The sequence below is a fragment of the Streptomyces sp. NPDC098781 genome (genome assembly GCF_044759995.1).
Taxonomy (GTDB): Bacteria; Actinomycetota; Actinomycetes; order Streptomycetales; family Streptomycetaceae; genus Streptomyces.
In genome coordinates this window covers 1-13933 of the sequence record NZ_JBIWAK010000010.1, presented here as the reverse complement: position 1 = coordinate 13933, position 13933 = coordinate 1, and the positions used below count along the sequence as shown (strand labels likewise).

12 protein-coding genes are annotated in these 13933 nt (G+C 70.6%); 2 read left to right on the top strand and 10 right to left on the bottom strand.

The window, feature by feature from the left end; translation table 11 throughout:
- Positions 1–8: 8 nt before the first annotated feature.
- From ACIQWG_RS33600 to ACIQWG_RS33585, 4 genes are all read right to left on the bottom strand, one after another.
- On the bottom strand, positions 9–755 hold the full coding sequence (locus ACIQWG_RS33600) for a DUF6227 family protein (protein WP_404102548.1): 747 nt from the start codon (positions 753–755) through the stop codon (positions 9–11).
- Between the two features lie 187 nt (positions 756–942).
- Complete coding sequence (locus ACIQWG_RS33595; protein ID WP_404102547.1) at positions 943–2160, bottom strand: Ig-like domain-containing protein; 1218 nt, start codon at positions 2158–2160, stop codon at positions 943–945.
- Between the two features lie 190 nt (positions 2161–2350).
- Complete coding sequence (locus tag ACIQWG_RS33590) at positions 2351–3403, bottom strand: P1 family peptidase (RefSeq protein WP_404102546.1); 1053 nt, start codon at positions 3401–3403, stop codon at positions 2351–2353.
- A gap of 52 nt (positions 3404–3455) precedes the next feature.
- Positions 3456–4691: a low temperature requirement protein A gene (locus tag ACIQWG_RS33585; protein WP_404102545.1), complete on the bottom strand. Its 1236-nt coding sequence runs from the start codon at positions 4689–4691 to the stop codon at positions 3456–3458.
- Between the two features lie 160 nt (positions 4692–4851).
- Between ACIQWG_RS33585 and ACIQWG_RS33580 the strand changes: the two genes are divergently transcribed.
- Complete coding sequence (locus ACIQWG_RS33580) at positions 4852–5043, top strand: hypothetical protein (RefSeq protein WP_404102544.1); 192 nt, start codon at positions 4852–4854, stop codon at positions 5041–5043.
- 4 nt (positions 5044–5047) lie between these two features.
- On the opposite strand, the gene mscL is transcribed toward ACIQWG_RS33580, so the two are convergent.
- The 6 genes from mscL to ACIQWG_RS33550 all read right to left on the bottom strand — a co-directional run bounded on the left by mscL (position 5048) and on the right by ACIQWG_RS33550 (position 10780).
- Entirely contained in the window at positions 5048–5509 is a 462-nt protein-coding gene (gene mscL, locus ACIQWG_RS33575) for a large conductance mechanosensitive channel protein MscL (protein WP_404102543.1), read from the bottom strand.
- A 129-nt stretch (positions 5510–5638) separates the two neighbouring features.
- Positions 5639–6199 carry a hypothetical protein gene (locus ACIQWG_RS33570; protein WP_404102542.1) on the bottom strand — a complete coding sequence of 187 codons (561 nt, stop codon included), beginning with the start codon at positions 6197–6199 and terminating at the stop codon, positions 5639–5641.
- A 172-nt stretch (positions 6200–6371) separates the two neighbouring features.
- Entirely contained in the window at positions 6372–7214 is an 843-nt protein-coding gene (locus ACIQWG_RS33565; protein ID WP_404102541.1) for an S-methyl-5'-thioadenosine phosphorylase, read from the bottom strand.
- 103 nt (positions 7215–7317) lie between these two features.
- A complete protein-coding gene (locus tag ACIQWG_RS33560; protein ID WP_404102540.1) occupies positions 7318–7635 on the bottom strand; it encodes an FmdB family zinc ribbon protein in 318 nt (105 codons plus the stop codon).
- A gap of 67 nt (positions 7636–7702) precedes the next feature.
- Positions 7703–9004, bottom strand: coding sequence for an MFS transporter (locus ACIQWG_RS33555; RefSeq protein ID WP_404102539.1), 1302 nt, complete (start codon positions 9002–9004; stop codon positions 7703–7705).
- Between the two features lie 249 nt (positions 9005–9253).
- Positions 9254–10780 carry a potassium/proton antiporter gene (locus ACIQWG_RS33550; RefSeq protein WP_404103490.1) on the bottom strand — a complete coding sequence of 509 codons (1527 nt, stop codon included), beginning with the start codon at positions 10778–10780 and terminating at the stop codon, positions 9254–9256.
- Between the two features lie 239 nt (positions 10781–11019).
- On the opposite strand from ACIQWG_RS33550, the gene ACIQWG_RS33545 reads away from it, so the two are divergent.
- Positions 11020–13776 (top strand): penicillin acylase family protein, encoded by a 2757-nt coding sequence (locus ACIQWG_RS33545; protein WP_404102538.1) that lies wholly within the window; start codon positions 11020–11022, stop codon positions 13774–13776.
- Positions 13777–13933: the final 157 nt, after the last annotated feature.

The following is a 13933-nucleotide window of genomic DNA, read 5'->3' as shown; positions in this document are numbered from 1 at the left end:
GGGCGGCCCTACGACATCTGCGCCGCCCGCCGCTCCATCGCGTCCCGCGCCGCGTCCTCGCTGACGTACACCTCGCACATGTGCCGCCCGTCCGGCGTCGCCGTGTGCTCGACCTCCCAGAGGGAGACCTCCGCGCCGTCGCGCAGCAGGAAGGCGTGCTCGTAGAGCGAGAAGCAGAGCCCGGCCCGACCCGCGCGGCCCGGGCGCCCGAAGGCCTGCGTGATCTGGTGCGCGCACGCCGTGGCCAGCAGCGCGGCCGTCTGCGCGCCCGGCCGGTCGCCGTTCTCCGCCCGGCGCAGCAGCCGGCGCGCGTGGTCCGCCGAGTCGTCCGGCACATACGCGTGCCGGGGCGTGGGGATCGGCGACAGCTGGACGGTCACCGGAAGTTCGAAGTCCGGCGCATCCGGCGGCAGCGGCAGCCGCGCGGTCGCGGCCCGCAGCTCCTCCTCGTCGGCGTACACCTCGTGCTGCGGGTCGTGGCCCCGCGCGGTGTTGTGGACGAGCTCCCACAGCGTCAGCGCCGAGCCGTCGGCCAGCAGCCAGGTGTGCCGGTACGTCTCGCGATGCAGCCCCGCGCTGTGGTGCGCGGAGTGCAGCGAACTGTCCTGAGCCAGCGCGCTGTCGAGCCGCCGTATCACCTCGTCGGGCAGCTCGAAGGAGTTCAGGGCGCGGCCGAGGAGTCGCGCGAGATGCTCCTCCGGAGACTCCGGCGACTCGGGTGGTTCGTACGCTGCCGTCTCGTACGGAACGCTCAAGGTTTCTCCCGGCGTTGCTGCATGTCACCTTGTGGGTGCATACCGTAGCCCCTCGGTCGGACATCATGTCCGGGAACCGAGAAAACGTACGCCCGGTAAAACGCGCGGGCCGCGCGAGAAGTTCCCGCGCGGCCCGGCCGGCTGTCAAGAGGCCCTGCTCAAAGGGCACTTCAGGGTCCGTGGGTGATCACACGGCGCTGCCCGCGACCCACTCGTTCCACGACAGGTTCCAGCCGTTGAGGCCGTTGTCGGGCGTCACGGTCTTGTCGGGGGAGTTCTTCACGATCACCACGTCGCCGAGCATCGAGCTGTCGTAGAACCACTTGGCGGGCGTGTCCCCCTGCCCGCCCCGCACATCCTTCAGGCCCACACAGCCATGGCTGGTGCCCTGGCGGCCGAACGGCGGGTTGCCCTGGTTGTACCAGTAGTTGCCGTGCAGGAAGGTCCCCGACTGCGTCAGCCGCATCGCGTGCGGCACGTCCGGGATGTCGTAGGCGTTCTTGAGGCCGACGGTCCTGCTGTCCATCCGCAGCTTCGTGAACTTCTCGGAGATCACCATCTGCCCGTTGTACGTGGTGAACTCCGCGCTGCCGGCCGAGATCGGCACCGACTTGACCGTCTTGCCGTCCCGCACGACCGTCATCGTCTGGGTGTTGACGTCGACCGTGGAGACCTGCGAGCGGCCGACGGTGAAGGTGACCGACTTCTTCTGCACGCCGTAGACGCCGTTCGCGCCCTCCACGCCGTCCAGGTCGATCTTCATGGTGACCTTGGAGCCGGCCTTCCAGTACTCCTCGGGCCGGAAGTCGAGCCGCTGCGTGCCGAACCAGTGCCCGACCACCTTCTGCCCGCTGCTGGAGCTGACGGTGATGTGCGACTGCACGGCCTTCTTGTCGCTGATCGCCTTGTCGAAGTTGAAGGACACCGGCATGCCGACGCCGACCGTGGTGCCGTTGTCGGGCGTGTACGTCCCGATGAAGCTGTTGCTCGGACTCACCGTGGTGAAGGTGGAGTCGGCGGCGGTGCTGCGCCCGTCCCCGTCCTTGGCGGTGGCCGCTATCCGGTACTTCGTCGCCCGCTCCAGCTGCTCCTTCGGCTTCCAGCTGCCGCCGTCGGAGGACAGGGCCCCCGGCACGGCCTCCCCGCTGTCCGCCAGCGTCATCTTCACCTCGGTCAGCTTGCCGTCGCTGACCTGCACGCCGGTCGAGTTGATCGACGCCCCGGTCGAGCCGTTCTTCGCCGAGATCACGATCTTCGCGGCGGACGACTTGGGCGAGTCCCCGCCGCCCTTGTCGTCGTGGTCGGCGTTGGCGCTCCCACCGCAGGCGGTGAGCGTCAGGGCGCCGATCATCAGGGCGGCACATGCCCCCAGTGCCCGCCGCGCTGCTATGTCCGGCGTTGTCACGATCTGCTCCATCTTCATGTGATCTGCGGGATCCGTTCCATTGCACGGAGGAAGAGGCCACCGTCACCGAAGCGGGTTCCCAGCGTTCGCGGTGAATGCCATCACGTGACACAACCGCGACAATCGCCTACACGCGGTGGCCGGGCAGGGCCGGTGAGCAGGCGAGGAGAACGCCGCCGCCGACGGGCCGTCAGCTCCTGGCGCCGGTGCTCCCCTGCGGCTCCCCGTACAACTCCCCGTACGACGGCCACACTCCACCCGGTCCGTCCACCGACTCCGCCGCCCGCACGGCCCGTACGATCGCCCGCGTCACCGCGTCCGCGCCCGCCGCGAGAATCTCGTTCAGCGCGAGCGGATTCCCGGCGTCCAGCGGGCGCTCACCGGTGGCGAGCGTGAACACGGTGTCCCCGTCGTTGAGCAGATGCACCGGCCGCACGGCACGCGCGATGCCGTCGTGCGCGGTGCCGGCCAGCTTCTGCGCCTGCGCCTTCGACAGGTCCGCGTCGGTGGCGACCACGGCAAGGGTGGTATTCAGCGGCGGCGGCGCGTTCCTCTCCGCGACCTCGGCGAGACGCCGGGCCGCGGCCCGGTGCACCTTCTCCTGCGGGTACTCCACCCGCCCCCGCAGCAACTCCCCGTACAACACCCCCGTCTCCGGATCCACGGCCGACCCGGCCGCGTTCGCCACCACCAGCGCGGCCACCGTGATCCCCGAGTCGAGGACCGTGCTCGCGCTGCCGATCCCGCCCTTGACCGGCCCGACGGTGGCTCCGGTGCCGGCGCCCACGCAGCCCTCCCGTACCGGCGCACCCGCTTCGCCCGCCGCGGCCGCCTCGACCGCCTCCCGCCCGGTGGCCGCGTCCGGCCGCGCCCGGAAGTCGCCGCCCCGCCCGAGATCGAAGACACAGGCGGCGGGCACCACCGGCACGACATGCGCCGGATCCACCCCCACGCGCACCCCGCGCCGACGCTCCTCCAGCCAGGCCATCACCCCGGACGCCGCGTCCAGCCCGTACGCGCTGCCGCCGGTCAGCACGATCGCCTCGACCTTCTGCACGAGGTTGCGCGGATCGAGGGCGTCCGTCTCCTTGGTACCGGGACCGCCACCGCGCACGTCCACGGCGGCCACGGCACCGCCCTCGGGCGCGAGGACGACCGTGGTGCCGGTGAGCCAACCGTCGCCGGTACGCGTCGCGTGCCCGACCCGCAGCCCGGCCACATCTGTCAGAGCGTCAACTGTCATGGGGCCAGTGTCGTCCAGCCCCGCCGACCGAGTGGTAGTCCGACCCGGCCGATCAGGCCACCGGGGTTCGCGCCGCCGTCCCGGGCCCGTGCGTCCTCGTCCGCACCGTCAGCGTCTCCCCGGTCACCACCGCGAGCGCCGTGACCAGGCCCGCCGCGAGCACCGCCCAGTCACCCAGGAACGTGCAGCAGATCACCAGCAGGGCTGTGGTCGGCAGCACCAGCTGCTGCGCGATCCCGACCTTGAAGTAGCGCGAGTGCAGCGCCCAGACGGTCAGCAGATACAACGCCGTCGGCAGGGTCACCGCGGCCGACGCGGCCAGCGTCGAGATGTGCGCCTTGCCGACGGCCTGCTCGACCGCCACCTCCAGCCCGGCGCCGATCGCCGCCGCCGAGGCGAAGACCACGTAGTGGCCGTAACCCCACAGGAACGCCTGCTTGTTGGAGCGCAGATGGCCGTGGATCGGCACCACGAAGTAGATCCACCAGGCGGCGAAGATGATCAGCAGCCCGCCCGCGGCGATCGGCAGCAGATCGCCCAGCGCGTCGTTCTCGTCGATGCCGGTCTTCACGGCCACCGTGGCCGCCGCGATGGTCTCGCCGAGCACGATGATCGTGAACAGCCCGTACCGCTCGGCGATGTGGTGCGGATGCCACGACGTCGGATGGTCCCGCTCCGCGTACGGCGGCACGCACATCTCCAGGACGGCCATCACCAGGAACAGCCAGGCTCTGGCGTCCTCGGGCAGGAGCACCAGGCCCACCCAGCCGATCTGGCACAGCAGCACACCACCGGCGTACCGCAGGGCCATCCTCCGCTCCGCGCCGTCGTTCGATCCGGCCACCCGCAGCCACTGCGCCACCAGCGCGAGCCGCATGATCACATAGCCCAGCAGCACCGCCAGGTAGTCATGGTCCTCGAACGCCTCGGAGACCCCCGCCGCCAGCACCAGCACACCGGCGATCTGGATCAGCGTGACGACCCGGTAGAGGACGTCGTCGTTGTCGTAGGCCGAGGCGAACCAGGTGAAGTTCATCCAGGCCCACCAGATGGCGAAGAAGACCATCGCGTAGTCGAGGATCCCCTGGCCCGGGTGGCCCTCGGCGACCGCGTGCACCAGCTGGATGCCGGCCTGGGCGATGGCCACGACGAAGCACAGGTCGAAGAAGAGCTCCAGCGGAGTGGCGACCCGGTGCGCCTCACCCCGTCCACGGGCGGTGAGCCTGCGCAGCGGGCGCCCTCCGGGTGGACGACGGGAGTCCGGCGCGGGAGTGGAACTGGACGTCATGGGGTCAAGCACAGCAGATGGAGCGGGGATTTTCTCCCGCAGACAATCACCCGTCGGGGAGGGGCGGGGGCCCTCGTCGCGGGGGGTGCGGCGAGGGGGGTGCGCGTGGTCCGCGCCCCCGGCGGGGGGAGTGCCGCGGCGAGGGCCGTACCCTGGACGCATGAGCAGCACCCCCGCCCCCGACGCCTCCGAGCCGCGTGAGCCCAAGGCCGCGCTGGTCTTCGACGACCCGCTGGACCAGCAGTCCTCGGACGACACGGACCGCGGGTGGGGCGAGCGGCCGGGCGGCTCCGGCGACAGCGCCGCCGACCTGAAGCGCTTCCTCGACGAGAAGCCGCCCCACCACCTCTGAACGGCTACCGCGCGTCGTGCCCCGAGCCGCCGCGCTGGGCGACCAGCTCGTCGCGGATCTCCTTGAGCACCTCCAGCTCCGTCACCTCGATGATCTCCCGCGTGCCCTCCTTCGCCCTGCGGCGGGCCTCCACCCGGGCCAGGTACTTCGCCATGGGCAGCACCATCAGGAAGTAGACGACGGCAGCGGTGATCACGAAGCTGAGCGCGGCGCCGAGCACCGAGCCCCACAGGATCCGGATCCCCTGCTCGCCCTCGCACGCTGAGCTCAGGCACGAACTGTAGTGATCGAGGTTCTTCGTGCCGATCGCGCCGACCAGGGGATTGATGATCCCCTTCACCACCGCGTTCACGATGTTGGTGAAGGCCGCGCCGATCACCACCGCGACAGCCAGATCGACGACGTTGCCGCGCATCAGGAAGGCCTTGAAGCCCTGCCAGACGCTCGGGTCCTTGTTCTCGCTCACTTCGGAGCCACCCCTCGCACACACACGTTGTGGAACAGACCGCTCCGCAACCTACGTCAGGGCTCGTCCATCCTGTCCAATCGGGCCCCTCCACCGGGCGACTCGACAGCGTGTCGCGCTTGATCGGAGTCAGCACAGCGTCACCGCCAACCGGGCCGTGGCACTCGCGCCCGCGAGCCGTGTCGCCGTGGCGCGCGGCACCGACAGCACCACCAGCGCCCCGCTGTCGGCGGCGACGTCCAGCGGCTCCGGCACCTTCGTCACCCGAGCCCCGCGTGCGACCACGTGAGCGTCCCCGCCCGTCGCGGTCTCCTCCGCCGCGATCACATCGACCCGGTCACCGGGACGCAACAGCCGTACGGCCGCCCCGTCCGCGATCCGCACCGGCGCCGACACCCGCTCGACGACCCGGTGTTGGCGCACCGGCTCCGCCACCGGATGCCCCCGCGCCCGGTCGGCCTCCCGCGGCCCCGCCGCGACGAGCGCCGCCGCGGTCACGGCGAGCCCGGCCGCCACGGCCCGCCTTCGGTGCCGTACGAGCCGGCGCGGTCGGTACCGCCCGCCGCGCACCCGCACGGGGGCGAAGTGCGGCACCTCGCAGGTGGCGGGGGCGTCCGGACCCGGCGGGAGCGGAGCGCGAGAAGAGGGGAGGGGGGAGGCGAAGGAAGGAAACGACGGGGCAACGGACATCGGGACCACCACCAGCGACGACGGACGACGGAACGGCTTGCGATCCCACGATGGAACATCGCGGCGCCGCCCGCCGGAGCCCGTGGACCACCGGCCGGTTGTGGACAAGTCCCTCACCGGAACGGGGAGTTCCGCCGCCGCGCCACCCTCCCGGGGGCCGGCACCCCAATCCCTACGGCAGCTCGAACCCCGGATCCATCCCACCCAGCGCGCTGGTGCACAGACAGTCCCGTTCCTCGTTCGCCGGCAGCGCCGCCACCGCGTCGAAGAGCACCCCGCGCAGCCGGTCCACATTCGCCGCGAACACCCGCAGCACCTCGTCGTGGGAGACGCCCTCGCCGGTCTCGGCACCCGCGTCCAGGTCCGTGACCAGCGTCAAGGACGTGTAGCAGAGCTCCAGTTCACGGGCGAGCGCCGCCTCGGGGTGGCCGGTCATGCCCACCGTCGACCAGCCCTGCGCCCGGTACCACAGCGATTCGGCGCGGGTCGAGAAGCGGGGACCCTCGATCACGACCAGCGTGCCGCCGTCCACCGGCTCCCAGTCCCGTCCGCGCGCCGCCTTCAGTGCGGCGGCCCGTCCGGTGGGGCAGTAGGGGTCGGCCAGCGACACGTGCACCACGTTCGGCACGGCTCCGTCGGGCAGCGGCAGCCCGTCGAAGTACGTGCCCGCCCGGGACTTCGTACGGTCGACCAACTGGTCCGGCACCAGCAGCGTGCCCGGACCGAACTCGGGGCGCAGGCCCCCCACCGCGCACGGGCCGAGGACCTGGCGTACGCCGAGCGAGCGCAGTGCCCACAGGTTGGCCCGGTAGTTGATCCGGTGCGGGGGCAGATGGTGGCCGCGGCCGTGCCGGGGCAGGAAGGCGACCCGCCGGCCGGTGATCTCGCCGAGGAAGAGGGAGTCGCTCGGCGGCCCGTAGGGGGTGTCCACCTGTATCTCGGTGACGTCGTCGAGGAAGGAGTAGAAGCCGGAGCCGCCGATCACGCCGAGTTCCGCGTTCGCCTTGTTCGCCATGCCCGCACCCTAACCGCACCGCGAACGCCGAGGACCCCGTCGCCGGACGACGACAGGGTCTCGTAAGAAGTGGTGGCCCCCGCAGGAACCCGGCGAAGCGCCGCTACGCCGCGGAGCTGCTGGAGGAGCTGCCGGTGCTCGACGTCTTCGAGTCCGAGGAGGACGAGGAGGAAGACGAGGACGAGTCGGACGAGGAGGCGGACGTCGACTTCGACGACGACGCCGGCGAGCTGCTCGACGAGGAGCCGCGGCTGTCGTTGCGGTAGAAGCCGGAGCCCTTGAAGACGATGCCGACCGCCGAGAACACCTTCTTGAGGCGGCCCTGGCAGTTCGGGCACTCGGTCAGGGCGTCGTCGGTGAACTTCTGCACCGCCTCGAGGCCCTCGCCGCACTCGGTGCACTGGTACTGGTAGGTCGGCACTGTCTTCCTCCTGGCACTCTCACTCGATGAGTGCTAACGACGGTCCATAGTGACGTATTCCAGCCGATCAGTCCACTGCCACCGGCACTCGGTGACCCACGCCACGTGCGACCGTACGGCTGCCGTTGCGCGTGGCCAGCCGCGAACGCAGCGCCACCAGGGTCGCGAGGGCGAGCAACGTGCCGCCCATCGGTACCAGGAAACCGGCACCGCCCCACAGGCGGTCCTCCAGCTGTCCGGCGACCGTCACGGCGGCGGCCTGGCCGAGGGCCACCGCGCCCGTGAGCCAGGTGAACGCCTCGGTGCGGGCACCGGCCGGCACCAGGCCGTCGACCAGGGTGTACCCCGTGATCAGCGCGGGCGCGATGCACATGCCGACGAGCAGACCGAGGCCGGCCAGGACGAGCACCGAGTGCGCGGCCCACAGTCCGGACGCGGTCAGCGCGAGGGCGGCGTAGCCGACGAGGAGGCGGCGCTGCGGGGCCACCTTCCAGGCGATGGCTCCGCAGGCGATGCCGGAGAGCATGTTGCCCGCGGCGAAGGTGCCGTACAGGACGCCGTTGAGTCCGGGTTCGCCGATGGACTCGCTGAAGGCGGCCAGCGAGACCTGCATGCCGCCGAAGACGGAACCGATGCCGAGGAAGGTCACGATCAGCACCCGCACGCCGGGGATGCGCAGCGCGGAAGCGTGCTTCACGCGCGCGTGCCCGTCGGCGGCGACGGAAGGCTGGGTGCTCTTCTGCGCGGCGAACAGCAGGCCGCCGAGCAGGGTGAGCGCGGCTTCCGTCACCAGGCCCGCGGCCGGGTCGACGGCCGTGCACAGGGCGGTGGCCAGCAGCGGGCCGACGACGAAGGTCAGCTCGTCGGTGACCGACTCGAAGGCCGCCGCCGTCGTCATCAGGGGGGAGCCCTGGAGCTTCACGCCCCAGCGGGCCCGCACCATGGGACCGACCTGCGGCACCGAGGCGCCGGTCGGCACGGCCGCCGCGAACAGCGCCCACAGGGGTGCGTCCGCCAGCGCGAGCGCGGTCAGCGTCAGCCCGGACAGGACGTGCACGAGGATGCCGGGGATCAGCACGGCACGCTGGCCGTGGCGGTCGGCGAGGCGGCCGCTGTAGGGCGCGAACAGCGCCATGGAGACACCGGTGACGGCCGCGGCGGCACCGGCCGCGCCGTAGGACCCGGTGGTGTGCTGCACCAGCAGCACGATGGAGATGGTCAGCATCGCGAACGGCTGGCGCGCGGCGAAGCCGGGGAGCAGGAACGTCCAGGCGCCGCGGGTGCGCAGCAGCTGTCCGTATCCGGGGCGGGCGGAGGCCGACGAGTCCTTCGACTCCTTCGACGGCTCGTGGGTGACCGTGGACGCCACGGCCCGTGCCTTTCTGCCGCCTGGTAGCACGGCCCCTTCGGGTGGGGGGCGGCGCCGAGAGCTGTCCTCTTGCGCGGAACTGCGGTAGATACCGGCGCCCACTTCGAGGAAGGACGTCCCGGCCGCCATACGGTCGCGCCAGCTCTGCGTCAGGCAGAGTTGGTTCGATCTAGGGTTACCCCTGGATTGTACAGGGGAATCGGCTGCTGATCCTGTGAAAACGGGCACCAAGAACTGCTCCGCCTGTGATTAGCGTGCCCCGTTTGTCCCCAGCCATCCGGCCAGCTTGCCCCCCGTGCCCACCGCGCGCAGCCGGCGCTCGGCGGCGTCACGTACCGGGTCGGTGGCGACCACGAGGAGTTCGTCCCCGCGTCGGAGGACCGTCGTAGGCAGCGGGACGAACGATTTTCCTTCGCGGACGACCAGGGTCACGGCGGCCCCGGCGGGCAGCCGCAGCTCGTTGATCTCGACGCCGTGCATCTTCGACCCGTCAGGGATCGCGACGGACAGCAGATGCCCGCGCAGCCGCTCCAGCGGCGCGGACTCGATACCGAGGTCGTCCGCCTCCGGCCCCTGGCCGAGGTCCAGCTTGCGGGCGAGCCACGGCAGGGTCGGGCCCTGGATCAGCGTGTAGACGACGACCAGGACGAAGACGACGTTGAAGATGCGTTCGCTGTCCTCGACCCCGCCCACCATGGGGATCGTCGCCAGGATGATGGGGACGGCGCCGCGCAGCCCGGCCCAGGACATCAGCGCCTGCTCCCGCCAGGCGACCCGGAAGGGGGACAGGCACAGCACGACGCCCAGCGGGCGCGCCACCATGGTCAGCACCAGCCCGATGACGAGCGCGGGCAGGATGTCGTCGCCCAGCTCGTGCGGGGTGACCAGCAGGCCGAGCAGCACGAACATGCCGATCTGGGCGATCCAGCCGACCCCGTCGGCGAACCCGCGCGTGGCGGGCCAGTGCGGCAGCTTGGCGTTGCCCATCACCATCGAGGCGAGGTAGACGGCGAGGAAGCCGCTGCCGTGCGCCATGGCACCGGCCGCGTAGGCGCTGACGGCGATGGCGATGACGGCGATCGGGTAGAGGCCGGAGGCGGGCAGCGCCACGTGCCTGAGGCCCCAGGAGCCCAGGAAGCCCACCGCGATGCCGATGGCCATGCCGATGGCCAGTTCGAGGGCGATCTCGGCCACCAGCACATACCAGTGCTCGATCGGGCCGTGCTCGGAGAAGGCGACCACCAGGATGACCACGGGGGCGTCGTTGAAGCCGGACTCGGCCTCCAGGGTGCCCTTCACGCGCGAGGGGAGCGGGATCCGGCGCAGCACGGAGAACACCGCCGCGGCGTCCGTCGAGGAGACGACCGCCCCGATGATGAGCGCCTGCCGCCAGTCCAGCCCCACCAGGTAGTGCGCCGCCGTCGCCGTGACCCCGACGCTCACCGTGACCCCGACCAGCGCCAGCGCGGCCGCGGCCGGAAGGACCGGCCTGACCTCTTTCCACTTCGTGCCCAGACCGCCCTCGGCCAGGATCACGACCAGGGCCGCGTACCCGATGACCTGCGTCAGCTCGGCGTCGTCGAACTGGATTCCGCCGATCCCGTCCTGGCCCATGAGCATGCCGATGCCCAGGTACACGAGCAGGCTGGGAAGCCCGCTGCGCGAGGAGATCCGGACCGCTGCGACGGCGAGGAGCAGGACGAGCGAGCAGACGAGCAGGAGCTGGTTGAGGTCGTGGACAGTCAGCGGCCGTTCCCTTCCCTGGCTCACGCGCACGCGCACGGGAGCTCACGTACATAGGACACGAAGTGGCGGTTCTCCGCACCCAACTACTTCGTTACCTTACCTAACTCTTGACGATTTCTTGACGCAAAGCGAGGCATGATCGAACGTCCGTCCGCGCTGGTTCCCCACTCCGCGTCAAGGGCTGCAAGGCCCTGCGCCTATGGTTGCTCCAGCGCTCATTCAAATGGACAGCCCGCCCTGCCGCTCGCGTTAGGACAGCAAGGACAGCGATGCCCCCCAACACCACCGCTCCCACGGGTCAACAGCCCGGCAAGTCCGGCAGGAAGAAGGGGCGCAGAGCCCGCCTGCTCGTCCTCGTGCTGGTGCTGGCCGTCGTGGCGGGCGTCGCAGGCGGGGCGTACTGGTCCATCAGCACCGTGCGGGCCTCGTTCCCGCAGACCGAGGGATCGCTCACGCTCGACGGCCTGTCCGGGCCGGTCGACGTGAAGCGCGACGGCTACGGCGTCCCGCAGATCTACGCCTCCTCCGACGAGGACCTGTTCATGGCGCAGGGCTTCGTCCAGGCGCAGGACCGGTTCTGGGAGATGGACGTACGCCGCCACATGACCTCCGGCCGTCTGTCGGAGATGTTCGGCAAGAGCCAGGTCGACAACGACGAGTTCCTGCGCACCCTCGGCTGGGAGCGGACCGCGCAGGAGGAGTACGACAAGACGCTGTCCGCCTCCACCAAGAAGTACCTCCAGGCCTACGCCAAGGGCGTCAACGCCTACCTGGACGGCAAGGACGGCAAGGACATCTCGCTGGAGTACGCGGCGCTCGGTCTGACCAACGACTACAAGCCGCAGCAGTGGACGCCGGTCGACTCGGTCGCCTGGCTGAAGGCGATGGCCTGGGACCTGCGCGGCAACATGCAGGACGAGATCGACCGCGCCCTGATGACCAGCCGCCTCGGCCCCAAGGAGATCGCCGACCTGTACCCGGAGTACCCGTACGACCGGAACAAGACGATCGTCCAGGCCGGCCAGTACGACGACGTCACCGGGACCTTCGATTCGACGGGCTCCTCCGCCGCCGCGGGCTCGTCCACCGACGGCAGCGCGGGCACGGCCTCCTCCTCGGCCTCCACAGGCCTGGAGAGCCAGCTGGCGGGCCTCCAGAACGTCCTGGACGACCTCCCCACGGCCGTCGGTGTGAACGGCAACGGCATCGGCTCCAACTCCTGGGTCGTCGGCGGGCGGTACACCATCACCGGCAAGCCGCTGCTGGCCAACGACCCCCACCTGTCGGCCTCGCTGCCGTCCGTCTGGTACCAGATGGGCCTGCACTGCCGCACGGTCTCCAGCAAGTGCCAGTTCGACGTCAGCGGCTACACCTTCGCGGGCATGCCCGGCGTGGTCATCGGCCACAACCAGAACATCGCCTGGGGCATGACCAACTCCGGCGTCGACGTCACCGACCTCTACCTGGAGAAGCTCTCCGGCGACGGCTACCTCTACGACGGCAAGACGGTGCCCTTCACCACGCGCCAGGAGACCATCAAGGTCGCCGGCGGCACCACCAAGAAGATCGTGGTCCGCGAGACCAACAACGGCCCCCTGCTCTCCGACCGCAGCGACGAGCTGGTGAAGGTCGGCAGAAAGGCCACCGTCGACACCGCCGCCCCCGACCGCGGGGACGGCTACGGCATCGCGCTGCGCTGGACCGCGCTCGAGCCGGGCACCTCCATGGACGCCGTCTTCGCCATGGACAGGGCGAAGAACTGGAACGACTTCCGCGCCGCCGCGACCCTGTTCGACGTGCCCTCGCAGAACCTGATCTACGCCGACACCCAGAACAACATCGGCTACACGCTGCCCGGCAAGATTCCCACGCGCCCGGCGGGCTACGACGGCTCCGTCCCGGCGCCGGGCTGGGACGCCAAGTCCCGCTGGACCGGCTACATCGACGAGGACGCGCTGCCGTACGAGTACAACCCGTCGCGGGGCTACATCGTCACCGCCAACCAGGCCGTGATCGACAAGGCCAAGTACCCCTTCACGCTCACCACGGACTGGGGTTACGGCGCCCGCAGCCAGCGCATCACCGATCTGATCCAGTCGAAGATCGACGACGGCGGCAAGATCTCCACCGACGACATGCGCCAGATGCAGCTCGACAACAGCAGTGAGATCGCCAGGCTGCTGGTGCCCAAGCTGCTGAAGATCGACATCGCGGACCCGGACGTCCGCGAGGCGCAGGAACTCCTGGAGGGCTGGGACTACACCCAGGACGCCGACTCGGCGGCCGCCGCCTACTTCAACTCGGTCTGGCGCAACATCCTCAAGCTCGCCTTCGGCAACAAGCTGCCCAAGGAGCTGCGGGTCAAGGGCCAGTGCCTGTGGGTCGACCCGGTGAACACCACCGGCCCCGCCGACGAGGCGCCGAAGGTGCGCGAATGCGGTGAGCGGGACGCCGATCAGGCCCAGCCGGACGGCGGGGACCGCTGGTTCGAGGTCGTGCGCAGCCTCATGGACGACGAGGACAGCGACTGGTGGAAGACGCCCCGGTCGGGAACCCGCCCCGCCGCCGAGAACCGCGACCAGCTGTTCGAGCGGGCCATGATCGACGCCCGCTGGGAGCTGACCGCCAAGCTCGGCAAGGACATCGACACCTGGAGCTGGGGCCGGCTGCACCGTCTGTTCCTGAAGAACCAGACGCTCGGCACCGAGGGGCCGGGGTTCCTCCAGTACGTCCTCAACCGCGGCCCCTGGAAGCTCAGCGGCGGCGAGGCGACCGTCAACGCCAGCGGCTGGAACGCGGCCGGCGGCTACGGCGTCATCTGGGTGCCGTCGATGCGGATGGTGGTCAACCTCGGCGACCTGGACAAGTCGAAGTGGATAAACCTCACCGGTGCCTCCGGGCACGCGTACAGCGCCCACTACACCGACCAGACGGACAAGTGGGCCGACGGCGAACTGCTCGACTGGTCCTTCACCGAGAAGGCGGTCGAGGACGGCACGAGCGACACCCTGGTGCTCAAGCCCTGACCCGGGACTCCTGACGGAAGCGGGCGCCCCCCCCCCGGGGGGGGCGCGGGGGCCCCCCCCCGGGGGATGGGGCGGGTAGGGGCGGCGGGGGCGAGGAAACCCCGACGGCAACGGCAATGGCAACGACAACAGGGCCCCACCTCGCAATGAGGGGGAC